General features: G+C 36.5%; 30 protein-coding genes. 23 read left to right on the forward strand and 7 right to left on the reverse strand.

Going from position 1 to position 25,176, the window contains the following annotated elements; all coding sequences use genetic code 11:
* Positions 1-59: 59 nt before the first annotated feature.
* Both CZ487_RS06485 and CZ487_RS06490 read left to right on the forward strand, forming a co-directional pair.
* Positions 60-299 carry an aspartyl-phosphate phosphatase Spo0E family protein gene (locus tag CZ487_RS06485; RefSeq protein ID WP_237562810.1) on the forward strand — a complete coding sequence of 80 codons (240 nt, stop codon included), beginning with the start codon at positions 60-62 and terminating at the stop codon, positions 297-299.
* Between the two features lie 306 nt (positions 300-605).
* The gene (locus tag CZ487_RS06490) at positions 606-1,133 is read left to right on the forward strand and encodes a hemerythrin domain-containing protein (RefSeq protein ID WP_077211313.1); all 528 of its coding nucleotides are present in this window, start codon (positions 606-608) and stop codon (positions 1,131-1,133) included.
* 35 nt (positions 1,134-1,168) lie between these two features.
* Here CZ487_RS06490 and CZ487_RS06495 read toward each other — a convergent pair whose 3' ends face one another.
* Positions 1,169-2,392, reverse strand: a complete 1,224-nt coding sequence (locus CZ487_RS06495; RefSeq protein ID WP_077211314.1) for an MFS transporter — start codon at positions 2,390-2,392, stop codon at positions 1,169-1,171.
* A gap of 228 nt (positions 2,393-2,620) precedes the next feature.
* On the reverse strand, positions 2,621-4,129 hold the full coding sequence (locus tag CZ487_RS06500) for a PAS domain-containing sensor histidine kinase (RefSeq protein ID WP_077211315.1): 1,509 nt from the start codon (positions 4,127-4,129) through the stop codon (positions 2,621-2,623).
* Between the two features lie 182 nt (positions 4,130-4,311).
* On the opposite strand from CZ487_RS06500, the gene CZ487_RS06505 reads away from it, so the two are divergent.
* From CZ487_RS06505 to CZ487_RS06575, 15 genes are all read left to right on the forward strand, one after another.
* Positions 4,312-4,752, forward strand: coding sequence for a MarR family winged helix-turn-helix transcriptional regulator (locus tag CZ487_RS06505; RefSeq protein ID WP_077211316.1), 441 nt, complete (start codon positions 4,312-4,314; stop codon positions 4,750-4,752).
* 143 nt (positions 4,753-4,895) lie between these two features.
* Positions 4,896-6,131, forward strand: coding sequence for a hemolysin family protein (locus tag CZ487_RS06510; RefSeq protein ID WP_077211317.1), 1,236 nt, complete (start codon positions 4,896-4,898; stop codon positions 6,129-6,131).
* A 315-nt stretch (positions 6,132-6,446) separates the two neighbouring features.
* Entirely contained in the window at positions 6,447-7,412 is a 966-nt protein-coding gene (locus CZ487_RS06515; protein ID WP_077211318.1) for a hypothetical protein, read from the forward strand.
* Between the two features lies 1 nt (position 7,413).
* Positions 7,414-7,851: a cytochrome c maturation protein CcmE gene (locus tag CZ487_RS06520; RefSeq protein WP_077211319.1), complete on the forward strand. Its 438-nt coding sequence runs from the start codon at positions 7,414-7,416 to the stop codon at positions 7,849-7,851.
* A gap of 30 nt (positions 7,852-7,881) precedes the next feature.
* Positions 7,882-9,861, forward strand: a complete 1,980-nt coding sequence (locus tag CZ487_RS06525; protein WP_077211320.1) for a heme lyase CcmF/NrfE family subunit — start codon at positions 7,882-7,884, stop codon at positions 9,859-9,861.
* A 1-nt stretch (position 9,862) separates the two neighbouring features.
* On the forward strand, positions 9,863-10,339 hold the full coding sequence (locus CZ487_RS06530; protein WP_077211321.1) for a cytochrome c-type biogenesis protein CcmH: 477 nt from the start codon (positions 9,863-9,865) through the stop codon (positions 10,337-10,339).
* Between the two features lie 11 nt (positions 10,340-10,350).
* Complete coding sequence (locus CZ487_RS06535) at positions 10,351-10,704, forward strand: hypothetical protein (protein WP_077211322.1); 354 nt, start codon at positions 10,351-10,353, stop codon at positions 10,702-10,704.
* A 2-nt stretch (positions 10,705-10,706) separates the two neighbouring features.
* Positions 10,707-11,048, forward strand: coding sequence for a hypothetical protein (locus tag CZ487_RS06540; RefSeq protein ID WP_077211323.1), 342 nt, complete (start codon positions 10,707-10,709; stop codon positions 11,046-11,048).
* A gap of 14 nt (positions 11,049-11,062) precedes the next feature.
* The gene (gene ccmA, locus CZ487_RS06545) at positions 11,063-11,767 is read left to right on the forward strand and encodes a heme ABC exporter ATP-binding protein CcmA (RefSeq protein WP_077211324.1); all 705 of its coding nucleotides are present in this window, start codon (positions 11,063-11,065) and stop codon (positions 11,765-11,767) included.
* Positions 11,764-12,447: a heme exporter protein CcmB gene (locus CZ487_RS06550; protein ID WP_077211325.1), complete on the forward strand. Its 684-nt coding sequence runs from the start codon at positions 11,764-11,766 to the stop codon at positions 12,445-12,447. Before ccmA ends, CZ487_RS06550 begins: the two co-directional genes overlap by 4 nt.
* Entirely contained in the window at positions 12,447-13,157 is a 711-nt protein-coding gene (locus CZ487_RS06555; protein WP_084783142.1) for a cytochrome c biogenesis protein, read from the forward strand. Before CZ487_RS06550 ends, CZ487_RS06555 begins: the two co-directional genes overlap by 1 nt.
* 17 nt (positions 13,158-13,174) lie before the next feature.
* The gene (locus tag CZ487_RS06560) at positions 13,175-13,306 is read left to right on the forward strand and encodes a CcmD family protein (RefSeq protein ID WP_077211326.1); all 132 of its coding nucleotides are present in this window, start codon (positions 13,175-13,177) and stop codon (positions 13,304-13,306) included.
* 16 nt (positions 13,307-13,322) lie between these two features.
* The gene (locus tag CZ487_RS06565) at positions 13,323-13,829 is read left to right on the forward strand and encodes a TlpA family protein disulfide reductase (protein ID WP_077211327.1); all 507 of its coding nucleotides are present in this window, start codon (positions 13,323-13,325) and stop codon (positions 13,827-13,829) included.
* 61 nt (positions 13,830-13,890) lie between these two features.
* Positions 13,891-14,400 carry a cytochrome c3 family protein gene (locus tag CZ487_RS06570; protein ID WP_077211328.1) on the forward strand — a complete coding sequence of 170 codons (510 nt, stop codon included), beginning with the start codon at positions 13,891-13,893 and terminating at the stop codon, positions 14,398-14,400.
* Positions 14,393-15,826 carry an ammonia-forming cytochrome c nitrite reductase subunit c552 gene (locus CZ487_RS06575; RefSeq protein WP_139339527.1) on the forward strand — a complete coding sequence of 478 codons (1,434 nt, stop codon included), beginning with the start codon at positions 14,393-14,395 and terminating at the stop codon, positions 15,824-15,826. Before CZ487_RS06570 ends, CZ487_RS06575 begins: the two co-directional genes overlap by 8 nt.
* A gap of 167 nt (positions 15,827-15,993) precedes the next feature.
* Here CZ487_RS06575 and CZ487_RS06580 read toward each other — a convergent pair whose 3' ends face one another.
* Positions 15,994-18,144 (reverse strand): ATP-dependent Clp protease ATP-binding subunit, encoded by a 2,151-nt coding sequence (locus CZ487_RS06580; RefSeq protein WP_077211330.1) that lies wholly within the window; start codon positions 18,142-18,144, stop codon positions 15,994-15,996.
* Between the two features lie 202 nt (positions 18,145-18,346).
* On the opposite strand from CZ487_RS06580, the gene CZ487_RS06585 reads away from it, so the two are divergent.
* Positions 18,347-19,387 (forward strand): YkvI family membrane protein, encoded by a 1,041-nt coding sequence (locus CZ487_RS06585; RefSeq protein WP_077211331.1) that lies wholly within the window; start codon positions 18,347-18,349, stop codon positions 19,385-19,387.
* A gap of 45 nt (positions 19,388-19,432) precedes the next feature.
* Here the strand turns inward: CZ487_RS06585 and CZ487_RS06590 are convergent, their stop codons facing one another.
* Complete coding sequence (locus CZ487_RS06590; RefSeq protein ID WP_077211332.1) at positions 19,433-20,119, reverse strand: hypothetical protein; 687 nt, start codon at positions 20,117-20,119, stop codon at positions 19,433-19,435.
* A 138-nt stretch (positions 20,120-20,257) separates the two neighbouring features.
* Positions 20,258-20,875, reverse strand: a complete 618-nt coding sequence (locus tag CZ487_RS06595) for a CPBP family intramembrane glutamic endopeptidase (protein WP_077211333.1) — start codon at positions 20,873-20,875, stop codon at positions 20,258-20,260.
* A gap of 191 nt (positions 20,876-21,066) precedes the next feature.
* Between CZ487_RS06595 and CZ487_RS27430 the strand changes: the two genes are divergently transcribed.
* On the forward strand, positions 21,067-21,177 hold the full coding sequence (locus CZ487_RS27430) for a DUF6254 family protein (protein WP_237562811.1): 111 nt from the start codon (positions 21,067-21,069) through the stop codon (positions 21,175-21,177).
* A gap of 143 nt (positions 21,178-21,320) precedes the next feature.
* On the opposite strand, the gene CZ487_RS06600 is transcribed toward CZ487_RS27430, so the two are convergent.
* The gene (locus CZ487_RS06600; protein ID WP_077211334.1) at positions 21,321-21,509 is read right to left on the reverse strand and encodes a YkvS family protein; all 189 of its coding nucleotides are present in this window, start codon (positions 21,507-21,509) and stop codon (positions 21,321-21,323) included.
* A gap of 173 nt (positions 21,510-21,682) precedes the next feature.
* Between CZ487_RS06600 and CZ487_RS06605 the strand changes: the two genes are divergently transcribed.
* Together CZ487_RS06605 and CZ487_RS06610 are read left to right on the forward strand one after the other, a co-directional pair.
* Complete coding sequence (locus tag CZ487_RS06605; protein WP_077211335.1) at positions 21,683-21,877, forward strand: hypothetical protein; 195 nt, start codon at positions 21,683-21,685, stop codon at positions 21,875-21,877.
* A 113-nt stretch (positions 21,878-21,990) separates the two neighbouring features.
* Positions 21,991-22,176: an aspartyl-phosphate phosphatase Spo0E family protein gene (locus CZ487_RS06610; RefSeq protein WP_077211336.1), complete on the forward strand. Its 186-nt coding sequence runs from the start codon at positions 21,991-21,993 to the stop codon at positions 22,174-22,176.
* A 107-nt stretch (positions 22,177-22,283) separates the two neighbouring features.
* Here CZ487_RS06610 and CZ487_RS06615 read toward each other — a convergent pair whose 3' ends face one another.
* Positions 22,284-22,667 (reverse strand): hypothetical protein, encoded by a 384-nt coding sequence (locus CZ487_RS06615; RefSeq protein ID WP_077211337.1) that lies wholly within the window; start codon positions 22,665-22,667, stop codon positions 22,284-22,286.
* Between the two features lie 377 nt (positions 22,668-23,044).
* On the opposite strand from CZ487_RS06615, the gene CZ487_RS06620 reads away from it, so the two are divergent.
* Together CZ487_RS06620 and ptsP are read left to right on the forward strand one after the other, a co-directional pair.
* Positions 23,045-23,311 carry a phosphocarrier protein HPr gene (locus tag CZ487_RS06620; protein WP_077211338.1) on the forward strand — a complete coding sequence of 89 codons (267 nt, stop codon included), beginning with the start codon at positions 23,045-23,047 and terminating at the stop codon, positions 23,309-23,311.
* Positions 23,311-25,041: a phosphoenolpyruvate--protein phosphotransferase gene (gene ptsP / locus CZ487_RS06625; RefSeq protein ID WP_077211339.1), complete on the forward strand. Its 1,731-nt coding sequence runs from the start codon at positions 23,311-23,313 to the stop codon at positions 25,039-25,041. The genes CZ487_RS06620 and ptsP overlap by 1 nt, the downstream gene beginning before the upstream one ends.
* Positions 25,042-25,176 lie beyond the last annotated feature (135 nt).

Consider the following 25,176-nt stretch of genomic DNA (forward strand, 5'->3'; position numbering starts at 1 on the left):
TGTATTTTTATTAAGTTAAAGAGATAAAGGATAAGGGATAGAATTAGGAGGAAGAATTGGTGGATCAGAATAATGAGGAAATGCTGGAGGAGATCCAAAAGAAGAGAGAGAAAATGATCGAATCTGCAAGAAAAAATGGTTTTACTAGTGTCGATACTATCCGTTACAGCCAAGAACTTGATAGACTTATATATGATTATCAATGTACCTTTCAAAAAGCAAATCACCACACACAAGAAGTGAAAATTGTTTTTAAGCAAATGATGTTGATATGGCCAAAAGCATTGGTAAATGTGTAAGCACATCTTTGAAATAGTACCAGCAAGACTCTATTCATATGAAAATAACCGTAATCCAATCATATAAGCAAGGAAGGCTCTCGGAAGTCTTCCTTTTATTTTGTCCTTTTAAGAAAATTAAGAAAGTATATGGTTAGGAGTATCTGCTTCCAGACAATTAGTTAAGACTTGTTTCTTATGGAAGATTGTTAACCTTAAAGGTTCCTATGTTATTAAAAAGACTTCCCCTTTGTGATGGCTATCACAACCTTTAATTATGTAAGGGTATATAATAATAGCTATCCAATGTTGAAAGGGGAAAATGTCATGCAAGGTTGTCCTAGTGGATTATTGGGGAACGAGATTGTTGAACTGTCAGAGGGCTTAGCTCAGTTGAAAAAGGAGCATCCGCCATTACTTGCCCTTTTATCTGACTTGTTAACACTTTGTAAAGAAGTGGAAGCGCAAGACGATAAGGAAAAGCTATTTTTACAATTGGCTGAAGATGTGAAATCTTTTTCGGAAAAATTAGAGTATCATTCAACCCGTGAAGAAGACTACTTATTCAGAAAGATGGAAGAATATCTTGGAGTAGGTGTAGGTCCTATAGTCGTGATGGAATATGAACATGAAGAAGCGAAAAGAAATATTAATCAATTTTTGGATAATGCGAAAGAAAAAGAGCAGCTTTCAGCGGATGAAATAAAAGAAAATGTTTCCCTCATCATAAATGCAAATTATACTTTAGTGAATCACTTTGCTAAAGAGGAAAATGTTCTTTATCCGATGGCTGAAAAAATGCTTTCAAGTGAGGAAAAAGAAGAATTAAAACAAAAATTATGTAATGAAAAATAAGGATGGGAAACCATCCTTATTTTTGTATACCTAAGCTAATATTGCTTTCGGTCGTTAGGTAATAACAATGTTAACAAACCAATCAGTGGAAGGAAACCTGTTAAAATAATGGTTAATGAAAGACCAATTTTATCAGCTAAATAACCTAAAACAATCGATCCAATCGCTCCCATTCCAAATGCCAGCCCAACAGTTAACCCTGACATCAGCCCGATTTTACCTGGAACAAGCTCCTGGGCGTAGACAACTGTTACAGAAAAACTTGACATTAAAATGAATCCCGTCACGACCAATAAAATGATAGCAAGAGCAGGGGAAGCAAAAGGGACTAAAATAGACAGTGGAGCAGCTCCTACTAACGAAAAAAGAATTACATTTTTCTTACCAAAACGATCTGCTAAAGGACCACCGAAAAATGTTCCCACAGCTCCGGCAACTAAAAAGGCAAACAGGTACACTTGCGATTTTTCGATTGAGAAACCATATGAATCGATGGTATAGAATGCGTAATAATTGGTAATGCCGGATACATACCAAGAACGGGCAAATATTAAGAGCATAAGTAAAACAAGATAAAAGATAATTTTGTTTGTAAAAGGATTGCTTGCAGTTCCTGATGCATTCACTTTACCTTTTGCATTCGCGTGCTCAATTCGCAGTTTCCCTGCATACCAATTTGCGATGTAAATTAACAGTCCTACGGCTAAAGCTGCAACCAACGTAAACCATGCAGCACCAAATTGTCCTAAGGGTACAAGGATTAACGCTGTAATCATGGGGGCTAAGGCTTGACCAGAGTTTCCTCCAACCTGATAGATAGACTGTGCTAAGCCTCTTCGCGGCCCAGCTGCCATATAAGCAACCCTGGATCCTTCTGGATGAAATACAGCTGATCCAAGTCCGATAAATAATACAGCTAACACGATCCATATGAAAGATGGCGCTAATGATAGTCCGAGTACACCAAATAAGGTAAATGTTAAGCCGATTGGCAGTGCATAGGGAATTGGCTTTTTGTCGGTGGCCATTCCAATTACTGGCTGCATAATCGATGAAACCATATTTAAGGAAAAAGCAATAATACCAAGTTGTGTAAAAGTGAGTCCCATTGAGTTTGCTAAAATCGGAAACATGGCCGGAATAACAGCTTGGATGGAGTCGTTTAATAAATGACAGATCCCAATAATAAATAAAATCTTATAATTTGTAGCTTCTTGTTCTTTTTGTAGAGATTGGGAAGGTATAGCTGCTTGACTCATCGTTCAATCCTTCTTTCCAAATTAATATAATGTTATTTTACTAGAAAAAATTTGAAAATGGAAAAAACTTTTAATGACCATTTAAGGTACCCATTTAAGGTACCAGGTACCGTCTGTGGACAGTTATGCCGTTTTGTGTTTCTGGGGTGGACATTAGGGTCGTTTTTCTAAAAAAAAGATGAACACTTGGTTCCGTGTTCATCCTCTAGAGAATATAGTCTTTCTATATCATTTTTCTTTAACCAACGGAAGTGTAATCTTTACAATAGTTCCGATTCCCTCTTCGCTCGATACGTCAATTTGTCCTCCGAAGGATTCTAGGAGTCGTTTACAGACAACAAGACCTAGGCCTGTACCGGTATCCTTTGACGTATAAAATGGTGTAAAGATTTTTTCAATCGCTTCTTTAGGAATTCCAACACCGTTGTCTTGAATGATAATCTCTCCAACTTGCTTTTTTTTAGCTAAGTGTATAGTTAAGTTTCCACCATTATCCATAGACTCTACAGCATTCTTGGTGATATTAAGAATGACCTGCTTCATTTGGTCTTTTGTACATTTTATAAAGATAGGTTCCGGTGGTACTGAACAAATGAGTTTGATATTTTTTAAATTCGCTTCTGAAGATAAAATAGGGTGTAACTCCTTTAGGATTACATTCAAATTTTCCGTGTTCATTTTTTGAGCGGTGGGTTTGCCAAGGATTAAAAATTCGCTGACAATTTCATTGATTCTGCTAATCTCTTGGTTAATCACATTAAAATAAAGCTGATCACTTTCAGAATTATACTTTTCGCTTAAAAGCTGAATAAGCCCTTTAATTCCTGTCAGTGGATTTCGAATTTCATGTGCAGTACTTGCAGCTAAGCTTCCGACTAATTCAAGTTTCTGTGCTTCATTTTCTTTCTTTTCAATAGCTGCCTCGCGTTTAAGCAGCATGTATTTGACGAAAAGAAAAGCTATATTGGACAGAAAAAAAATAATTCCAGTAATCAATAATGACGAGTAAACGATGTCTTTAACGTCCGCGTCAGCTATTTTCACTCTAATGCTCCATGGAAGCCTATCGATAGGGGTAGAAATCCATTGACGATGATCATTTTCAGCATGCTCTTTGGGGGTGTTGAAATTCATAAGAACTTCTTGCTGGCTATTCATGACAAGCAATTCAGAATCAGGCGTTAGCACCTTCATAATATTTTCAACATAATCCACTCGTAATAAAAAAACGATCATCGCTGATAAATCTTTTTTCTCATCAACGATAGGAGCTGCAAGGCCGATCACATTTTGTCCATTATTCATAAAAAAAGTGTGATCAGAAATAATAACATCCTTTGTTTGAATGACTTCTTGAATATAATCTTCCTTTTTTAAATCATTTTTTCCCAATTCTTGATTTGAACCTGCTAAAATTGATCCATCCTTATCTAAAAGGTAAATACCTCCATACCTAGGTTCAGTTCGATGTGTGCGTATAAGAAGAGGTTCCATTTGACGATAGTCATCCACAATGGAAGACGCTGTTAAAAGAAGCATTTCAAGAGTGGTAACGGACTCATTTACAAATTGATTCCAATGAGATGCATGGATTGAAGCAACCCAGTTAGCCTCTTCAACCCTAATTTGCTGATTTTCATTAAGTTCTTCTTTAATCAGAAGAAAGCTTCCAATGATCGTTGGCAGCAGGACTATCATCATATATAATAATATATTTCGTTTCTGTTTATATTTCATTAAAAAGTCCCCAAATAAAAGTTTTTCAACTACAATGAAATATTATACCATACCATTAAATTAAAATTTATTGTTACAATCTTTAATGAACAATTTGACAGATTTTGTAGTAGTTTTTTATAATAGTTTTAAGTGAAAATATTAAATAATGCAAATTACCTATATAAAAAGGAACTGAGAAAATGAATATTGAGGATTCAAAGCAATCATTAAAATTGTTTATAGTCTTGTCTCGAGCATTTCGAGCAGTCAATGAACATGCAAATAAATTAATTCAAACATACGGGTTAAATCCTACTGAATTTGCTGTTCTGGAGCTGCTTTACCATAAAGGAGATCAGCCGCTTCAGCAAATTGGCGGGAAAATCCTCCTAGCTAGCGGCAGTATTACTTATGTGGTGGATAAGCTTGAGGATAAAGGGTATTTACAAAGAGTTGCTTGCCCAAATGATCGAAGGGTAACCTTTGCCCAAATTACAGAAAGCGGTAAAGAGTTCATTGAAAGTGTATTTCCAGAGCATGAAAGAAAAATTCATGAACTAATGTCCGGATTATCATCAGAAGAAAAAGACACGGCTATTGAATTATTAAAAAAGCTGGGTTTGTCTGTAAGTAAATATTAAGTCAAAAGTTTCGCCTTTTCCAGCCAACCAGTTGTTGGCTTTTTTTATTGCAATTCTGTATATTTATATAAATAGCGAATTTATATTCGGAGAGTATAGAAATATCACTAGAAACTTTACATATTGTCTTGGAGGGAATTTGTTTGTTCATTGCTATATTATTATTTCTGTTCATGTCCTTTTTTCTGTCTGGCAGTGAAACTGCTCTGACAGCTGTTAATAAAATGAAAGTCAAGACTAGAGCCGAAAATGACGACCATAAAGCACAAAAATTATTAGCGATCATTTCAAAGCCTGACGAATTAATCAGTGCCATCCTAATAGGAAATAATGTTGCGAATATCATGCTGCCAACATTGGTAACCATTATCGCTCTTGAGTACGGGATAAATGTAGGGATTGCAACAGGGGTACTAACCGTTGTATTGATTATCTTTTGTGAAGTATTACCGAAATCAATAGCTGCGTCGCTTTCAGAAAAAATAGCATTCTTGGTGTTTCCCGTCATTTCATTTTTAATGTTTCTTTTAAAACCTTTAACTTTTTTGTTAGGGAAATTTACTGGTTTTGTAATAAAAATTCTAGCGAAAGATAATGCTGAGCAAGTTTCTATTTCGAAAGAAGAATTAATGACTATGGTGGATATTGCTACAACAGAAGGGACATTCCAAAATGAAGAGACCACCAGAATCAAAGGGGTAATTGATTTTTATAATCTAGATGTACGTGATGCGTTAAAGACACCTAGAATGGACATAGTAGGAATCCCGTTAAATTCTACTTACGAAGAAGTAAGGGATATCGTTATCAGTAATAACTATACAAGGTATCCTGTATACAAAGAGGATATGGATAATATTGTAGGCGTGTTCCATTCTAAACAGCTGCTAGCATGGGGGCTGGAACCGTCCAAGGTTTTGGAGGAATTTACAGATAACCATCCACTATTTGTGATAGAAGCTCTGTCAATTGAAAAGTTGTTTAAAATGATGCTCAAAGAGAAAAAACATTTGGCGATTGTTTTAGATGAATATGGTGGAACAAAAGGGATTATTAGTCATGAAGATATTATTGAAGCAATGATCGGACAGGAAATTGAAGATGAAACAGACTTAGACGAAGAAGTGTTAATCGATGAACTGACAGATTCCCACATCATTTGCCACGGGAAATTGGGAATCCGCCGCCTAAATGAAGTGTTCAAAACAAAAATTCCAGAAGATGAGGATATTTTAGCAGGGTTTTTATTTAAAGAGTTAGGACATTTCCCATTTGAAGGTGAGACATTAGAATATCATCATCTGCATTTTTTAGTTAAAAAAATTGAGGACAATAAACTCAAGCAAGTTCAAATTACAAAAAAATCACATGTGAATTAATCAAAGCTCTATTGAGGGATGTAATCCTATTCAATGGAGCTTTTTTTGCATTTTCTTGCAAAAATATAGTTGTTCACAAATTAGTAATACGATGTGAGGAATGCGTGATTTTTTTCACAGATAGCAAATGTTCAAAAATGGTTTAAATATATATATAAGTTTTACTATTTTTATCAATAATTTTAATAAAAAACGAAAGTCGGATTGTAACAGAACACGTTAATTTATGTTGTGGTTGAAACAAAAAATGTGAAATTCTTCACAAATCGGTATTGAAATTAATATTACGAAAAAGGAAAGAAAGGAAGTTCGTAAATGAGAAAAACTTCATATATGACGGGTCTGATTTTAAGCCTGCTGTTAATGTGCCAGGGAAACATTTATGCAGAGGAGATAAATCCGCTCCAAATGGAGGAACTAACGATTCAAGTTCTGCCAGAGTACACTTATCATCCAAAAGATGAAAAGCAAAATCATACACCATTACTCGTTGGATATCATGGATCATTAATAAACAATAGTAAAATTCCACAGAAAGGAAAAATTGAGATCCCCCTTCCAATGCATGAAAAAAACTTCAAAATTGGCTTCGTTGCTGATTATTCAAAGGATTTAAAAGAAATGTATGAAATTCAGTATGAGTTAGATGAAGAAGCTGGAATTATTTCGTGGGAAACGTCAGAGGAGATTGCACCAAAAGAATTATATAAATTTGTAATCGAGTACTATACAGACAGCATTAAAGAAGTTAAAGAAGTAAATAAATTAGAGTACAGTTTCCAAAGCTTTGCTGATATTGGACTGCTGAACTTGATATTCGTAGAACCGCTAAAAACAGAAAGTTTTTCACTTGAGCCAGCTGCGGAATCACATCAGAAAAATAGCTATAACATGAATATGTTTGTTTATCAGGTGCAAGGAATGAAACCAGGTGCCGAGAAGACCATTCAACTTGAATATGAACGTGCTGATGATAGAACTACTTTTGAAATGTTGGAAGAAATGGCTGGTTCGTCTGGTGAGAAAGCGGCAGTAAAGAAAAATGAAGCACAAATTCCTGCAGGAAAAACCATTGCTGTTGTTGGCGGTGTTTCTGTATCGGCAATCACTTTCCTGTTTATTTTATTGAAGAAACGTTCGAGAAATAGCGGACAGAAACCAAATGGTAAAAAAGATCCTTATGCTGAACTTAAAAAGGCAAAATTACGTAAGTTGTTAATCGATGGAAGTATAACAGAAGAAGAATATAATCAATTGCTTAATAGATTAGGAGGAAAGTAGCGTGTCAAAAAACAAGAAAATCTTAACTGGGTTAATTTTGGGGGCAGCTGCTCTAATGATTATGATGTTTTCTTCTATGCCGAGTGCTGGAAGTAAAGAGATAACCATTTCAGATATTGTTGACAATAGAGATCAATATAAAGGCGATTATATTATGACGCAAGGCCTCTTAAATAAGGATTCTGTGCAATGGGACGCAGATAAGATTGAATTGGAATTTTCTATTTATGATGAAAACGATGTAACGCTGCCAGTTTTTCATAAAGGGATTAAGCCAGACAATTTTAGTGACGACGTCATTGTCATTGTTGAAGGGTTTGTGAATGAAGAGGGTGTTTTTGAAGCAGAAAAAGTACAAACAAAATGTCCTTCAAAATATGAGGGGGAAGATATGGAAAATTATGATGTTGAAACACATCAGGAGTTGTTAAATGACTAGCAAGAATAATACAGATAGGTGGGTTACTCCATGTATGTGATAGGGAACACAGCGCTTTATCTTGGAATCTTGATATCAATTTATTCTCTCTTTGCCAACATTCTCGGCATAAGGAAGAAGAATAATAGATGGCTTGAAAGTGCTAGAGGCGGAGTTTTATCATTGGTATTGCTTTCGAGCGCAGCAAGTTTTCTACTGCTTTATATATTAGGAACAAGTCAGTTTCAATATAAATATGTAGCCGCTTATACTAGTGAAAATCTTCCAATGGTTTACAAGCTAACTGCTTTTTGGGCAGGAAATGCTGGATCACTTCTTTTATGGCTGCTGCTGCTTTGCTTATACGCAGGCTTTCTAGTGTTTTCGAAGGAAAAGAAAAATCCAATGATGCCGTATGCATCTAGCATTCTATTGCTTAATATTCTATTTTTTTTCCTCGTGATCTTAATGAGTGCGAACCCTTTTGAGATGTCGGAAACTATTCCAAGTGATGGAAAAGGCTTGAATCCGATGCTTCAGCATCCAGGGATGATTCTGCATCCTGTGACGCTATATCTAGGATACGTAGGTTTGGCTGTACCGTTTGCATTTGCTATTGCGGCACTAATGCTAAAACGTGTTGATGCTGAATGGATTAAATTGACTAGACGATGGACCTTGGTAGCTTGGTTGTTTTTAACACTCGGGAATATAATCGGTGGCTGGTGGGCCTATCTTGAACTTGGCTGGGGAGGATATTGGGCGTGGGACCCTGTAGAAAATGCGAGTTTTCTCCCATGGTTAACCGTTTCTGCTTTCCTGCATTCCGTGATGATTCAAGAACGTAAAGGTATGCTAAAGACATGGAATATCAGCTTGGTGATTCTGTCGTATGTGTTGACCCTGTTTGGAACGTTCCTAGTTCGAAGCGGAATATTAACGAGTGTTCATGCATTTGGTAATGGCAATCTCGGAACCTATTTCTTAATATTTATGGCTTTTATGGCATTGCTTTCTATCTATGTTGTGATGACAAGGTATCAATTAATTCGTAAAGAAACAAATCCTATTGAATCTTATTTTTCAAAGGAAAGTTCGTTTCTATTAAATAATTTGATTTTAGTTGCAGGGGCATTCGCAGTGTTTTGGGGATCCATGTATCCGCTTATTTCAGAAGTAATTACAGGAACAAAGGTGAATGTTGGACCACCTTATTTCAATAAGGTTATGGCACCAATTATGCTTGGCCTTATTGTGTTGATGGCAATTTGTCCATTAATTGCATGGCAAAAAGCAACAGTAGAGAAGTTTTTAAAAAATCTTATCTGGCCTCTTACGGCAGGGATTGTTACTGCTATCGTCCTTATAGCTGTCGGTGTGAAAGGTATTTTTCCAATCATAGGCTTAGCTTCTGCTGTATTTATGTTTGCAACGCATATTAAAGAGTTCGTAAGTGGAATTAAAGCTCGTATGAAAGCGACAAAAGAAAATGCTGCCAAAGCATCTCTTAGATTATTACTGAAAAATCAAAGGAGATATGGCGGATATATCGTGCATATTGGTATTGCAGTAATAGCAATAGGGGTTATTTCCTCCACTGCTTATCCGAAAGATGTATTACAAACGGTTGAAACCGGTGAAAGTTTTAAAATCGGGCAATATGAACTAACTTTCAAAGGGCTGACAGAGCATACAGAAAATGGGAATGGAATCGTCGCTGCAACTCTTGATGTTAATCATAAAGGAGAAAGGGTTGGAGAGATAAAGCCAGAAAAAATATTTTATGAAACATGGCCTGAACCTTCATCGGAAGTGGCGATTAAAACAAATTTAACAGAAGATCTTTACGTAGTATTAAGTTCTTGGGAAGACAGGGATAAAGTGACACTGCAAGCAAAGGTAAATCCATTTGTCAGCTGGATTTGGACTGGAGGAATGATCATGGTCATTGGTACAGGAATCAGCCTGATTGGCGGAAGAACATCCCGGGCGTATAAATTAAAGCCAGGAACGCTTAAGGCTGGTGTGTAGAATGTATTCGAAGCGACTTTTGTTATTAATCGGAATTTTTCTTCTGGCAATCCCGGTTACTGCCTTAGCGAACAATGATTATAATTCAAAGGAATTTCAATCGATTATTTCCCAGCTGGATATGCAAGGACATGCGAACGATGAATTATCAACATGTAAAGTGAAGCAAATGTACTTTGAGGAAGTGGCCGAGATGCTTAACAATGGAATGACAGAATCAGAGATTCTGCAATCCTATGTTGATGAATATGGCCAAGCCGCTTTAAGAGAGCCATCTCAAGATAAAAGTGGGCTTATCGCTTGGGGGATGCCTTTAGCTGGTCTTGGCGGAGGCTCAGTGATTGTTGCTTACTGGATAAAAAAGCTTAAAGGAAAAGAAAAAATGAACGAAGAGGGAGACCATCTTAAATGGGAATCTGAAATTGAAAAAGAAATGCTTGAAAAAATATTTGATGAAGAGCGCCGGAAGCATTTTTAGGAGCTGAAAAGATGGATTATATATTTTTATTTCTATGTTCAATTATAATATTGACTTGCTTTTATTTCGTTGCAGCACCATTCTTTTCGAAGGAAGAAGTAAGTTCTGATAATAGTATTCGAGAAGAGGTTAGTCTTGAATCCGTATACAGAGCTGTGAATGAACTCGAAATGGATTTCTTAATGATGAAAATGGAAGAAAAAGACTATCTACAGTTGAAAGAGCAGTATCAACTACTCGCTGCCAATCTAATGAAGAAGGGTCATCAACATACAAAGAAAAAATCAGGATTCGATGACAGTGCCCAGGCGGAGCTTGAGATTATGAAAGAGCTGCAAATACTGAGGAAATTTGGAGGAAGGTAATCATGAACGTTCCTGCATTTCATCCAGAGTGGATTGTTACTTTTTGGTTAACAACACCCGGAATTAATAAAATAGACCCACATCTTGTATTAGCAGTTGTTTTGGCAGCCATTGGAGTGTATGTGTTTAAAATTAGAGCTGTAAAGACAAATAAAATGGAAAAAGATGAAGAGCAATTTAAGTATCTTTTATCGAAAAAAAATGTCATTGAAAAAGAATTAAAAGAGTTAGAAAGGCAATGTCTAGAACATTGTATTACAGACGAGCAGTTTAAGAATAAGAAAAGAGAATTGGAAAAGTATCTTGTCGTTACGGAACAAGAGCTGCAACAATTCACTTTATGAAAGAGTTGGAAATTATGCTTGAAATAAAGAATCTAACTAAAATACTCTCAGATAAATTAATCCTTCGGGGTGTTTCACTGAAACTTAATAAAGGTGAAATTCTGGCCGTTGTCGGTCCAAATGGTGCTGGGAAAAGTACATTCTTTAAGTGTACTGTTGGACTCCTGCAGCCAAGTGGCGGTGAAATTATCGTTGATGGTGAAATCATTAAAAAGAAATCAGCAGCAACCAGGAAAAAGATTGGTTTTCTAGGGCATGAATCCTTTCTTTACAGTACGCTAACCCCACTTGAAAATCTAAGGTTTTATGGGAAGTTATACAAAGTGAAGAGTATTGATTCAAAAGCAAATCAACTCTTAAAGGAAGTGGGACTGCATTTGTTTAAGGATGTCCCGATTAGGTCATTTTCAAGAGGTATGCTGCAAAGATTATCAATTGCAAGAGTAATGTTAGCAGATCCAGAGATCCTTATGCTGGATGAGCCGCATACTGGCTTAGATCAAGATGCAGTTTCACTTCTAAATATGATTATAAAAGAGAAAAAGAATATAGGAACATCTGTCTTGCTTATTTCTCATGATTTTGAACAAGTACAAGCTTTAGCAGACAGTGTCGCGGTTTTAAAAAAAGGAAAAATTATTGATACCGCACCGTTGAATGCTGATTTAAATTTGGAAAAGATGAAGGATTGGTATTCAAGGGCGGTGTCAGAGGGATGAAAGATATTCTTTCTGATGCTATTACGATCGCTGGAAAGGATCTTAGCAATGAATTCAAGACTAAACAAACGATTGGGACAATGGTGATTTTTTCAGCATTAGTGATCCTGGTTTTCAGCTTTGCTTTTGATCCGACTAATAATACAGTTAAGGCTGTTATTCCTGGCTTAATTTGGGTGATTACTATTTTCTCAGGGACTCTAGGATTAAACCGTTCTTTCGTTTCCGAATTAGAAAATAATTGTCTTACTGGGTTAAGATCTGCTCCTATTGATGTAACAAGCATTTATTTAGGGAAGACATTGGCGAATTTTACGCTCGTTACGATTGTGCAGACAATTAGTATTCCAGTTCTTTTTCTTTTGTTTAATTATCGGTTTACTGGCTCATTGCTTTGGTTCATTCTAATTGTTTTAAGCGGAACTTTTGGATTTATTGTAGTTGGTACCTTTTTATCAGCACTTGCAGCAAATGCAAAAAATAGTGAAATGCTATTGCCGGTATTACTTCTTCCACTATTAAGTCCGCTTATGATCGCAGCGGTTCAGGCAACAACGATCGTGCTCGTGAATGAACAAATCAGTGATGCTATCGGTTGGCTTCAGTTAATGACAGCGTATGATCTGCTGTTCTTAGGAGCATGTTTTTTATTATTCGAATTCATAATGGAGGGGTCATAATGAAAGAGGTTTCCAGCTTAATTGACCGTATATTGTTTTATGCACTAGTTCCTTCTTTCTTTATATTATTATACTTAATTTTCATTTGGTCACCTGTTGAAAAGGTAATGGGTGTAACACAGAAAATCTTTTATTTCCATGTAGGAAGTGCCTGGGTTGCATTTCTCGCATTCTTTGTCGTTGGGTATTATAGTGTTCGAAATCTAATTAAGCCGAACATGAAGCATTTTATATTTGCTGGTGCTTCAGCAGAAATTGGTGTTCTTTTCACAACCATTACTTTAATAACCGGAATGATATGGGGAAGAGCAAGCTGGAATACTTGGTGGAGCTGGGAACCCCGGCTCGTTACTACATTAATTCTATGGTTTATTTACGTAGCATATTTGTTTATAAGAAAAATGGATGGTTCCTGGGAGAAGATCGCTAAGCTCTCGTCCGTTTTTGGAATTATCGGCTGTTTAAATGTACCGATTGTTTTCATGGCGATTCGCTGGTGGAATTCAAAGCTGCATCCTATCGTATTTGGTGAAGGAAAAGGTCAATCTGGTGGTGGAATTGAACCTGAGATGCTTATAACTCTTCTATTCTCAGTATTTACTATTTCATTATTATACGTTTTCCTTATGAGAAAAGGAGCAGAAATTGAGAGAATGCGTGTGATTGTCAGGAATCAAAAAAATAAATTGATGAATAAACTTGCAAGTTAATTTAAGGAGGAAATAAGATGAACTACTTATTTTTAGCAACTTCTGTTGTATGGGTACTAATCGCAGGGTATGTTGTTATTCTTGGCAAGAGGCAGAAAAAGTTACAAAAAGAAATTTTTCAACTAGAGGAATGGAATTCAGAACAATAAAAAGCAGGTGAAGAGGATGGGCAAAAAACTTGTACCGATTTTGGTCATCGTTATCGTTGTTGGAGTCTTTGGCTTCCTTATGAATGGCCTGAGCGGGAAAGCATCCACAACCCCAGGCGATCAAGCAATTGACTTTGAATTAAAGGATATTGATGGAAAGAGTTATAGATTATCAGATTTAAGAGGTCAAACTGTTGTGTTAAACTTCTTTGCCACATGGTGCCAGCCTTGTATAGATGAAGCACCAGAACTTGAAGCCTTTGGCAATGATTACCCTGATGCAAAGTTAATTATTGTTGCCAGAGGAGAATCAAAAAAAAGAATGGAAAAGTATATAAATGAGACCGATTCCAAGCTCCTTTATTTACTTGATACGAAAGAGACCGTATCGAAGGATTATAGTGTCATTGGGCAGCCTGAAACGATCATTATAAATAAAGATGGGACGATCGATGAAAGATTTACTGGTCCCACAACAAAAGATAATTTGATTAAGTTAATAGAAGAAAACGTCTCTCTTTAGCCATGTTTAAAACACAAAATGTGTTTTAATAGATTAATTTTTTGGCAGGGGAGGTGATGAAATGTTAAAGAAAAAGAAGCTGTGGTTATTCATAGGAGTGTTTGCGGGAATTATTCTATCTGTTGTAACCATTAAAACGTTTGCTTATACGGATAGTGCTGAGTTTTGCAGCAGCTGTCATATTATGACGAATGTACATGATTCCTTTTCAGAATCTACACATGCCAACTTAGCCTGCAGTGATTGCCATTTGCCACATGATACAATGGCAAATAAGTTATACAATAAGGCAAAAGCAGGATTGGGCCATGTGTATTTTAATACACTCGGTGAAGATAAAATTCCCGATGTACTGCACGCAACAGATAATTCAGAAGAAATTATCAATGATAACTGCATAGGCTGTCATGAAAGTACGTTAGACAATGTATCACATGATGCAAAGGAAAGCTGTTCAAGCTGTCATGAGGCCGTACCACATGGAAATGATTTTAAGAACGAGGATTTTTTCCAGCCTGCTAAGCCAGGTGAGCTACTAGAAAATAAGGGAGGTACAATGAATAATGGCTAGGAATTTTCAATGGGTTTCCTTGCTACTAGCTGCTATCGTTCTTATCGTTTCTGGCTGTTCTAGCTCTGATAGTGAAAAAGCATCAGCTGATACAGCAACAACCGGACTTGATAAAAATGAAATCAGCAATGAAGCATTCAAGGATATATTCCCGCTTCAATACGAGAGTTATATGAAAAACGAAGAAATGGAAGATACGACATACAGCGGATCTGTGAAACGCAGTAAGTTCGATCATGATAAAGAACCATACTTACCAATCCTCTTCAATGGATATGGGTTTGCAATTGAGTATAATGAAGATCGCGGGCATATTTATGCTAACGAAGATATTCGTGCAATTGCAAGGATCAATGATAAATCTGTCGGTTCTTGTCTTACGTGTAAATCAACTGCAGTTCCTCATTTAATCGAGGAAATGGGTGATGATTACTGGGGTGGAAACTTTAATGAAACCATCTGGCCAGCAGCAGAAGCAATGGGACATTCACCAATCGGTTGTTCTGACTGTCATGATCCAGAAACAATGGACTTGCGAGTGACACGTCCGAGTTTCATTAAAGCCATGGAATCACAAGGAATTGATATGTCTAATCCAACAAAAAATGATATGCGTAATTATGTTTGCGGCCAATGTCACGTAGAATATTATTTTGCTCCTGAAAATAGTGAAGTAACATTCCCATGGGCAAATGGCTTTAAACCGGAAGATATGTATGAATACTATGAAACGGTTGCTAAAGATCGTGGATTTAATCAAGACTGGATCCATAATGTTTCAGGAACGCCAATTCTAAAAGCGCAGCATCCTGACTTCGAAACGCATTTAGAAGGACCACACGGTCAAGCAGGTGTAACATGTGCCGATTGTCATATGCCATATGAGAGGGTTGATGGTAAGAAGAAAATTACTTCCCACTGGTGGACCTCACCGCTTAAGACAATGGAAGAGTCTTGCGCTACTTGCCATAGCAATCGGGATTTAGAGGACCTTGAAGAAAGGGTATTAACGATTCAAGAAACTCATATGGAACAACTCCATGCTTCAGAGGATATTTCGATAACGGCGCACTATTATATTAATAAAATGATCACATCTGGTGTAAGTGAAGAAAAGATTAAAGAAGCACAGGAACATGTCCGAAAAGGTCAATGGTTCTGGGATATTGTAGCAGCAGAAAGTGCAGCTGGTTTCCATAATCCTCAAGGAGCTATGGACACGCTTAAGCTTTCATCAGATGAGTCAAATAAAGCGATTAAGCTTGCAACTGAAGAGTTAGTCAAAAAAGGTGTAAGTATAGAGGAACTAGATAAAGAGATAGAAAAAGTGAAGAAGGCTGTATACGAGGAGACAGATAATTTCAAGAAGAAAGATCATGCAACAAATGATTATTTCCCTCCACAGCAGCCTGCTCCAAAAAAATAATAATTTGATAGGAAAACACTGTGCATTTAGTAGTTATGTACAGTGTTTTCTTTATTCTGACAGGAATCCTTAAAAGTGTCAATAAAAAGACATAAAATAGCGTGAAGTTTCTATTAATAAAAAACGGTCCCAGCTAGAGTTGCGGGGACCATAATGTTAGTAATTGTCTATTTCTTAATAATCGATATACTGCCATCATGAAGGACAGCTCTTAATTCTTTTACATTTGGTTCATCTAAGATAAAATCTGTAATTTTATCTTCAAGCTGTTCTTGTATGACCCTGCGCAATGGACGTGCTCCAAATGAAGGACTATAGCCTTTTTCAACAAGTATTTCTTTTACATCTTCTTCAACTGTAATGGTCATATCTTGCTCTTTTAACATCTCATCTAATTCGACCATCATTAAGTCAACAATTTTTAATAGATGTTGTTTCTCGAGTCCCTTAAACTGAATAATACTATCAAATCTGTTAAGGAACTCTGGTTTAAAGAAGCTGCCTAATGAGTCAAGTATATTAAGTTCTTCTTCGGAATGGTCCTTATCAAAACCAACTTTAATTTCTTTATGGCCTACTCCAGCGTTACTTGTCATAATAATAACAGTGTCCTTAAAGCTGACCACTCTCCCTTGGCTATCCGTTAATCTGCCGTCATCTAGAATCTGCAGGAACATATGCTGTACATCTGGATGAGCTTTTTCAATTTCATCCAATAGAATGATGCTATAAGGATTACGGCGAACCTTTTCTGTTAATTGGCCGGCTTCATCATGTCCCACATACCCTGGAGGAGAACCGATTAATTTAGAGACGCTATGCTTTTCCATATATTCACTCATGTCAAGACGGATCATGGCTTCTTTAGAACCAAACAGTTCCATTGCCAGCGATTTAGATAACTCAGTTTTCCCTACCCCTGTTGGTCCTACGAACAGGAATGAACCAATTGGACGGTTCTTTGCCTTTAACCCTGCTCTGCTTCTTCTGATTGCTTTCGTAACTTTTAAAACAGCTTCATCTTGACCAATTACTTTTTTTGCAAGATGATCATATAGATTTTTCATTTTTGTTTGTTCGTCTTCTTGTAGTTTACCAACGGGAATTCCTGTTTTCTTTTCAATTAAATGCTGGATATGTTCAGGACTAACAACAGGACGTTCCTGTTTAGCACTTGTGTTTAAGGATTTCTCCAGCTGTATTTCCTCTTCACGCAGCTTTGCAGCTTTTTCATAGTTTTCGGCTTTTAAGACAGCTTCTTTTTCTTTAGTAATCTCTTTCAAACGCTGTTCAATTTGTTCTGTTGAACGATAGTCTGATGCCAAGTTTAGTGTGGAACCAGCCTCATCCATTAAATCAATTGCTTTATCAGGAAGGAATCGATCTTGTATATAGCGGTGTGATAGATATACACAAGCTTCCAATGCTTCTTCTGAAAATCTGACTTCATGAAAATCTTCGTATTTGGTCTTAAGACCTTTTAGTATTTCTTTAGCTTGTTCTACTGATGGTTCGTGAACATGAACTGGTTGGAAGCGGCGTTCTAACGCTGCATCTTTTTCAATGTTTCGATATTCTTTTAGAGTGGTTGCCCCTACTAATTGCAGTTCACCGCGTGCTAATGCAGGTTTTAAAATGTTTCCGGCGTCCATAGAACCCTCAGCTGATCCAGCTCCTACCAGAAGATGTATTTCATCAATAAATAGAATGATGTTCTTCTTATGTTGAAGCTCGGCAATGATTCCCTTCATTCTTTCTTCGAACTGGCCTCGAATACCTGTGTTAGCCACAAGGGAAGCAACATCTAACAGGAAGACTTCTTTATTTTTTAATTTGTTTGGTACTTTACCGTCAGCAATTTTCGCTGCCAAATCTTCAGCAATAGCCGTCTTCCCAACACCTGGCTCACCGATTAAAACAGGATTATTCTTATTACGTCTATTTAGTATTTCGATTACGCGTTTTACTTCTTCTTCTCTGCCGATGACCGGATCAATGAGACCCGCCTTAGCTAGTCTAGTAAGGTTTCGTCCAAATTGATCAATGAACCCTCCATTTCCTCCTGTTGTTCCGGGAGGCGCGCCCTTCATGTCCTTTTGATCATGCTTGGAAGATTGAGAGAGCTTTTTGAAGAGCTCATCCATTGGAATACCGTTGTAAGGAGAGAATCCTGACATGCTTGGTCCAAAGGCAGATGTAATTTGTTCTCGTTCAGCTTTATAGCAGATTTGGCAAAGATGAACATCTTTCTCAACACCATTAACACTCATTGTTAAATGTACATTTGCATTTGCTTGTTGACATTTTTGACAAAGCATTTCACAAACCTCCTAAATATATTAATGTCTTACTTTGACTTTGACTATATTTGACCTTCTGTGACTTTATTATACTTTGACCTTTTTTGACTTTCAAGTGCTTTTTAAAAAAATTTTTATGAACAAATATTTATCGGATTCTATAAATGCTCGTCATTGTTTGTCCTGAATTTCATATATTGAAAAGGAAGGAGGCTATGGAATGAAGACAAACTGGGGGGCAGCCTTTCAAATTGCAGCAGTTTATGTTGGAACCGTAGTAGGGGCAGGTTTTGCCACAGGTAGAGAGATTGTAGAATTTTTTTCCCGCTTCGGTTTTATAGGTCTGATCGGCATATTAATGAGTGGTTATATTTTAATTTTTCAAGGCTCAAAACTAATGAGAATTTCTGCTCGTATTGGAGCTAAATCGTACCAAGAATTTAACGAGTATTTGTTCGGAAAAATATTGGGGACGATCATTAATTTATTAATGCTTGTTATGTTACTAGGGGTATGTGCAGTCATGCTCTCAGGTGCTGGAGCCGTTTTTGATGAACAGCTTGGAGTCTCAAAAAACATCGGGCTGGTCATCACAATAGGACTGTCAGTACTTGTCATGCTAGTTGGAATCAAAGGGTTATTTGCAGTTAATACTTTTGTTGTTCCGATGATGATAGCCTTTAGCTTTATGCTTATGATTTTATCGATGAAGCTGCCCAATTTTATGGATCAGCTATTATATATTCCATTTGCAGAAGACGGCTGGAAATCTGTAGTCGCACCTTTTTCATACACGGCATTTAATTTAGCTCTTGCACAAGCCGTATTAGTACCTGTTGCTTCAGAGATTAAAGACGATCAGACGGTGAAATGGGGAGGGATACTTGGCGGAATTGCTCTGACAGTTATTTTGCTTTCTAGTCATTTTACTCTTGTTATGCTGCCTAATGTAGAATTGTATAAAATTCCTATGGCAGTGATTATGAAGAATCTAGCATCAGGGTTTTATTGGATCTTTATTTTAATCATTTATGGAGAGATTTTCACCTCAGTGATCGGAAATATCTTTGGGCTTGAACGGCAAATAAAGAACTACATTCGTATTCCTAGTATGATGATCGTAACGATTATTTTTGCTATCACCTATTTTATTAGCTTAGTTGACTATGGTGTATTATTATCCTACTTATATCCTGTATTTGGGTATATCAGTATCACTTTTATTGTATTGTTATGGATGAAACCGCTCCATGAAGGTTGAGTTCCTTAAAAAGAAAAAAGACTCGATTTTCGAGTCTTTCCTTCATTAATTCTTTACGATTGTTTGGGCCATTTTTAAGAATGGATCTGTGTGGTCCTCGGTACTTTTCAAGAATAATGTAAGTTTTAATGATAATTCATCATTTTTAATTAGATATGCTTTCACGACATCTGTATCGGAAGAAGCTTCAAAAGCTGTTCCATTTGTGAAGAATTCATCATCAGGGAGTTCAATCGTTTTAACCTCATTATTAACAACAGCTAGCTGAGATTTTGCGGTATTGATCGCTGAATCCCAATCCGCATCATCCGGCAATAACTCTATTCTCATAGAAATTTCATCGTCTTCAGACAAAAATACAATATCCTTATTTGGTTCTTCGGCGGTTAGTTCATAATCTGGCAATACGAACATAGAGTAATTTTGATTATCGCTTGTTTTTAGAAAAGCGGTCTCTTCTTGAGTTTCTCCATTAACATTATATTCAATATTTTGCTCTAATATACGGACAGTATCATCTTCACTGCTATCGCTGCTGCCTTTATCATTAGCTTCTTCTATTTCGTCCGGTTCCTCAGAACTGCCATTTTCGGCTGTTTGCTCTTCCTCTTGGTTAACTTGTCCAGAGTCACTGCCATCCTCTGATTCTGAAGGATTTTCCGTCGTCCCGCAAGCAGAGAGCAGCATTACAAGAATGGTTATAAAAGAGAATATCTTTAGGAATTTTTTCATGTTATCTCCCCCTTATTTAGTATCATTTCAAAATATTAGACGTGATTTGTCTCAAATACGTTACATTTAAAAGAGACCATAGTAATCATTATATTGATAGCATGCCCGTTTAGTTTTAAGGATAACATTAACAAGAGGTTAACTTAAAGGATAAATCACTAAAAGAAAAAGGTCGAATATTAAATGTGACACAATCACTAGTGGAAGACTATTTTTCCAAGCGTAAAGATAGCCCCAGAATACGCCAGACACTAAGGCAGCAAAAGGCAGCATTGCGGACCCGGAATATATTTGAGCAGACGCATACAGCAATGAAGCTAGAATCACACTGAAATGGACATTGTGATATTTATGCAATCTTTTTTGGACAAATCCTCTCCAAAAAAATTCCTCTCCGGGAATAATGACTAAAAAGAGAACGATATAATGCCAAAGTTGGCTTGGTGATAATTGTCTATAAAGTTGTGCAATATCTTTTGTCAGAGGGAGATTTGCTAATTGTATCAGAGAATTACCAGCCCAAAACAAACCATAAAGGATGATCCCTGAGATCAGTCCATAAAAAAGGTTTGTCAGGAACGTGAGCTGGTTTTCAATTTCTTCCATAAAGATTGAATAACTTATAAGAAATAACATTGCTGCCGTGAAAATATACCAAAACACATTTTTATCTTGAAAAGTAAAATAAAGCAAGAGGTGAGCTAAAAAGAACCCAAGGATGAGCTTTTTATCAGTTAGCGGCTTAGGTATAATCATGATTCTAAAACCCCTTTCAAACAAACCAAGATATATTGTATCAAATAATAAAATATTTTGTTAGGTATTAGTCTGTAAGGTTGGAAAGTTTTGCAGCATTGTATTAGAAGGGGGTGTGACGGACTATCTATAGTGTAGGATAAAAAACCTAATTTTAGTTCACGATAATAAAAATGAAAGGAGGGTAAGGAATGACTAAATCGAAAAGAGAAAAAGAACGAGAGTGGACAGTTAGGAAACAGGAACAAAACCCACATGGGAAAGTGAAATCTTTGAAGGAACTGTCGAAGGAAGAAGGATAAATCTGTTAATGAAAAAATGGCTGTAGACAGCGGGAGAGTGCTAATCACCTCCTTTAACGTCGGCAGCCACTTGATCATACATATAGAATTTATTATTACTATGTTAGCAACCTTAGGCTGGACGGTAGTAATAATTTCGTATTTTAAAAGGTAGAATTTTTGATAATTTTATAGTTTTTATGGTTGACAACGGTCCTTTGATCAAGTTCTAAATCTCGGTAATTTCCCATATAGGTTAAATCAACAATTACAGAGTTTTCATTTACTTTCTCTACAACACCTTGCAGACCATCTCTAAATTCAATAACGTTTCCGACTTCTGCCTTTTTCAATCAACCTCTCTCCTTTTTCTGCCAAATTTTATATTATTAACAGTTTGCACTAATTTCTCTCATTCGTAAAGAATCTTATGAAGTTTTCTGAAAAATTAACCATAAATAAGTATTTTTTGAAATAAGAGGGGATTTTATTTTATTATTTACTTATCGGGAAAGGAGTGGGGCAATTGGACGAGCAGTTCATCAATGACATGTTCGAAAAGCTAAAAAGAGGAGAAATGTCCGAATACTTCGTGAAAAAAGAGGACTTTTTATCGATTAGGGAGGTTCTTGTTAAAAGACCTGACTTTAAACATTTTAGAGGGATTGCAAGAAGAAACGGAGATGTCATTTATCAATATAGAGAAATAGCAAGAAGCTAAAACCGAACGGATGTGGAATACATCAAAAATATTCCAATCTGTATATAAAGAACTATATTTTTTATTATAATCGTAGTAAAATATATGTAAATATATGTTAGAGGTGAATGCTGATGAGTACTCTTCTTTCTGATAATAATCTAATTCGTTTAATTGAATGGAAACGGACTGAGATGATGGAAAGTGCTTCTAAAACAGGGATTCTAAGCAGCCAAACCATTAGGAAAAGCACGGAGCTTGATCAGCTGTTAAACCTGCAACAACATTTAGCTAGTCAATCACTGAATCATTCAAAATAAAAATGAATGAAGAACAGTATATGATCAGTTTGATGGTACTATCAGTAGTCAGGTATAAAGTATAAAATGAAGAAACACCGGTCAATTATATAAAAGGACTGGTGTTTTTATTTTTTAAGTTTAGTTTGATGTGTTCTTCTAGAATATTCCTTCAATTCGTCAATTATCTCTTTCTTGGTTTCGATGTTATCAAGCCCCACTAAACCATAAGTTAAGGAAGAATGAGCACCTAACTTTTTCCACTTTGGTTCAGCAAGCATGGTAATTTGTTTTTCATTTAAGACAAAAGTTAATTCCACTAAAAAACGTTTCTTTTCAATGGGCAAATTAATATGTGTAGAGAACTTAACTCCGTTAGGACTCAAATCCAAAATTAGAACAGGCGCTTCCTTTGTATGGCCACTTATCCCATCTATCTGTAAAATCCTGAATGTCCCCTTGATGGGGTCTCCAAATGTAAAACGAAAAGGTTCTTCCCTGCGAAATAGCATTTTGATCACCTTAGCCTATATGAAAATAGGAGCAATATGTATCCTCTAGGTTTAATGAACTTGCAAGATTTTATTGGATAAATACATCCTCTATGTAAAATCATAATAATAAAAGGAAGATTTTTCAATAATTCACCACAAAATTTTATAGATAATAAGTGAAAAAATTTATGCACTAGGGTCTGATGTAGCTGATCTTAAATTAATACACCATCCAAGCAGAATAGATAATGGAAGTTTTATATACATGAATAAGTTGTTATCGGAAAAAATAATCATAGTAAATAAAATTTTTCTTAATGAACGTTAGGGAGGTCTCCTAATCAAAGAAATGCCCATTATTTTTGGATAATTGAATAAAAGGAGTATGATTATTTATGGCAGAAAAACAATTTAAGGTTACCGCTGAATCAGGCATTCATGCGCGCCCTGCAACCCTTTTGGTTCAAACGGCAAGCAGATTCGATGCCGAAATTCTTCTTGTGTACAATGAAAAAAAGGTTAATTTAAAGTCGATTATGGGGGTGATGTCAGTTGGAGTGGGTAAAGATGCTGACATCACTATTATTGCTGAGGGAAACGATGCAGACGAAGCTCTAAGAAGTCTTGAAGAAACAATGATGAAAGAAGGGTTAATCTCATAATGAGTTTTTTAAAAGGAATTGCTGCTTCCAATGGCATTTCAATCGCAAAAGCTTACCACTTAGTTGAACCTAATCTTTCCTTTGAAAAGAAGACAATAGAAAATCCTACAAAGGAAATTGAAAGATTTCAAAATGCATTAAATCGATCTACAACAGATCTCGAAAGTATTAGAGATCATGCTAAAGAGAATCTAGGAGAAGACAAAGCAGCCATATTCGATGCGCATCTACTTGTTCTTAACGATCCAGAACTGACGAATCCAATTGAAGACATGATAAAAACAGAAAAAGTAAATGCAGAACACGCATTAAAGGAAATCGCTGAACGATTTGTTTCCATGTTTGAAGCAATGGAAAATGAATACATGAAAGAACGAGCAGCGGATATTCGTGATGTTACGAAACGGATACTAGCACATTTGTTAAACGTTCAGCTGCCAAATCCTAGTATGATTTCAGAAGAAGTCGTAATTGTGGCTGAGGACTTAACTCCATCTGATACAGCGCAATTGAACCGTAAGTACGTTAAAGGGTTCACGACTGATATTGGCGGTCGAACATCCCATTCAGCTATTATGGCACGTTCTTTAGAAATTCCTGCGGTTGTGGGAACGAGAACAGCAACAAAAGAAATTGAAAATGGGGATTTAGTGATCGTAGATGGATTAAAAGGGGAAGTACATATTAATCCTACGCAAGAAGCTGTCGAACAATATAAAAAGGAATATGAAGCCTATGAAATACAAAAAGCAGAGTGGGCCAAGCTTGTTAATGAAAAGACAGTAACAGCGGACGGTTACCGTGTTGAATTAGCTGCCAATATTGGTACTCCGAAAGATCTAAAAGGCGTCTTAGATAACGGTGGAGAGGCGGTAGGCCTGTATCGTACTGAATTTCTTTACATGGGCAGAGATCATCTTCCTACAGAGGAAGAGCAGTTTGAATCATATAAGGCTGTCTTAGAGGGAATAAAAGAGAAACCAGTTGTAGTTCGTACATTAGACATCGGTGGAGATAAGGAACTGCCATATTTACAATTACCTAAAGAAATGAATCCGTTTTTAGGTTTCCGTGCCATTCGGCTATGCTTAGAGGAGCAAGATATTTTCCGCACACAATTAAGAGCATTGTTGAGAGCAAGTGTGTTCGGAAACTTAAAAATTATGTTTCCGATGATTGCGACAATAGATGAGTTCCGAGAAGCAAAAAGACTGCTGAAAGAAGAGAAGGAAAAGCTAACCAATGAAGGGGTAAAGGTAGCGGACAATATTGAGGTAGGAATAATGGTTGAAATTCCTTCTACTGCAATAATTGCAGACGCTTTTGCCAAAGAGGTAGATTTCTTCAGTATTGGAACGAATGATTTAATACAGTATACGATGGCCGCAGATCGAATGAATGAACGTGTATCCTATTTGTATCAGCCTTATAGTCCATCCATACTTCGACTCGTGAAAATGGTCATTGATGCAGCTCATAAGGAAGGCAAGTGGGCAGGAATGTGTGGAGAAATGGCCGGTGATGAAACTGCGATTCCTATTCTCCTTGGTCTAGGTTTGGATGAATTTTCGATGAGTGCGACTTCAATTCTGAAAGCGCGGTCACAAATCCTGCAATTAGAGAAAACGGAGATGGAAAAACTAGCTCGCCGAGTTTTGGAAATGTCTACAACGGAAGAGGTTATACAGGCAGTTAATGAAGCCGTTAACGGTGATAAAAAAACGAGCTAGCTAGGTTTAGAAAGTGGATTTGCGGGTATAGTATGGTAAGCACTTAGGTTGATATCGTTAAGCTAAATCATTGTCATTTTCCCCCTATGGAACCGGTTGATAATCGGTTCTTTTTTCTATGCTTTCTTTTCTATA

It is taken from the genome of Robertmurraya dakarensis (assembly GCF_900156875.1).
Taxonomy (GTDB): domain Bacteria; phylum Bacillota; class Bacilli; order Bacillales; family Cytobacillaceae; genus Robertmurraya; species Robertmurraya dakarensis.

Bases quoted from the DNA above. Each gene is read 5' to 3' on its own strand.
- CZ487_RS06490 (WP_077211313.1), top strand. From the start codon at position 606: ATGCAAGGTTGTCCTAGTGGATTATTGGGGAACGAGATTGTTGAACTG.
- CZ487_RS06495 (WP_077211314.1), bottom strand. From the start codon at position 2,392: ATGAGTCAAGCAGCTATACCTTCCCAATCTCTACAAAAAGAACAAGAA.
- CZ487_RS06500 (WP_077211315.1), bottom strand. From the start codon at position 4,129: ATGAAATATAAACAGAAACGAAATATATTATTATATATGATGATAGTC.
- CZ487_RS06505 (WP_077211316.1), top strand. From the start codon at position 4,312: ATGAATATTGAGGATTCAAAGCAATCATTAAAATTGTTTATAGTCTTG.
- CZ487_RS06515 (WP_077211318.1), top strand. From the start codon at position 6,447: ATGAGAAAAACTTCATATATGACGGGTCTGATTTTAAGCCTGCTGTTA.
- CZ487_RS06525 (WP_077211320.1), top strand. From the start codon at position 7,882: ATGTATGTGATAGGGAACACAGCGCTTTATCTTGGAATCTTGATATCA.
- CZ487_RS06530 (WP_077211321.1), top strand. From the start codon at position 9,863: ATGTATTCGAAGCGACTTTTGTTATTAATCGGAATTTTTCTTCTGGCA.
- CZ487_RS06535 (WP_077211322.1), top strand. From the start codon at position 10,351: ATGGATTATATATTTTTATTTCTATGTTCAATTATAATATTGACTTGC.
- CZ487_RS06540 (WP_077211323.1), top strand. From the start codon at position 10,707: ATGAACGTTCCTGCATTTCATCCAGAGTGGATTGTTACTTTTTGGTTA.
- ccmA (WP_077211324.1), top strand. From the start codon at position 11,063: ATGCTTGAAATAAAGAATCTAACTAAAATACTCTCAGATAAATTAATC.
- CZ487_RS06550 (WP_077211325.1), top strand. From the start codon at position 11,764: ATGAAAGATATTCTTTCTGATGCTATTACGATCGCTGGAAAGGATCTT.
- CZ487_RS06555 (WP_084783142.1), top strand. From the start codon at position 12,447: ATGAAAGAGGTTTCCAGCTTAATTGACCGTATATTGTTTTATGCACTA.
- CZ487_RS06560 (WP_077211326.1), top strand. From the start codon at position 13,175: ATGAACTACTTATTTTTAGCAACTTCTGTTGTATGGGTACTAATCGCA.
- CZ487_RS06565 (WP_077211327.1), top strand. From the start codon at position 13,323: ATGGGCAAAAAACTTGTACCGATTTTGGTCATCGTTATCGTTGTTGGA.
- CZ487_RS06570 (WP_077211328.1), top strand. From the start codon at position 13,891: ATGTTAAAGAAAAAGAAGCTGTGGTTATTCATAGGAGTGTTTGCGGGA.
- CZ487_RS06575 (WP_139339527.1), top strand. From the start codon at position 14,393: ATGGCTAGGAATTTTCAATGGGTTTCCTTGCTACTAGCTGCTATCGTT.
- CZ487_RS06580 (WP_077211330.1), bottom strand. From the start codon at position 18,144: ATGCTTTGTCAAAAATGTCAACAAGCAAATGCAAATGTACATTTAACA.
- CZ487_RS06585 (WP_077211331.1), top strand. From the start codon at position 18,347: ATGAAGACAAACTGGGGGGCAGCCTTTCAAATTGCAGCAGTTTATGTT.
- CZ487_RS06590 (WP_077211332.1), bottom strand. From the start codon at position 20,119: ATGAAAAAATTCCTAAAGATATTCTCTTTTATAACCATTCTTGTAATG.
- CZ487_RS06595 (WP_077211333.1), bottom strand. From the start codon at position 20,875: ATGATTATACCTAAGCCGCTAACTGATAAAAAGCTCATCCTTGGGTTC.
- CZ487_RS27430 (WP_237562811.1), top strand. From the start codon at position 21,067: ATGACTAAATCGAAAAGAGAAAAAGAACGAGAGTGGACAGTTAGGAAA.
- CZ487_RS06610 (WP_077211336.1), top strand. From the start codon at position 21,991: ATGAGTACTCTTCTTTCTGATAATAATCTAATTCGTTTAATTGAATGG.
- CZ487_RS06615 (WP_077211337.1), bottom strand. From the start codon at position 22,667: ATGCTATTTCGCAGGGAAGAACCTTTTCGTTTTACATTTGGAGACCCC.
- CZ487_RS06620 (WP_077211338.1), top strand. From the start codon at position 23,045: ATGGCAGAAAAACAATTTAAGGTTACCGCTGAATCAGGCATTCATGCG.
- ptsP (WP_077211339.1), top strand. From the start codon at position 23,311: ATGAGTTTTTTAAAAGGAATTGCTGCTTCCAATGGCATTTCAATCGCA.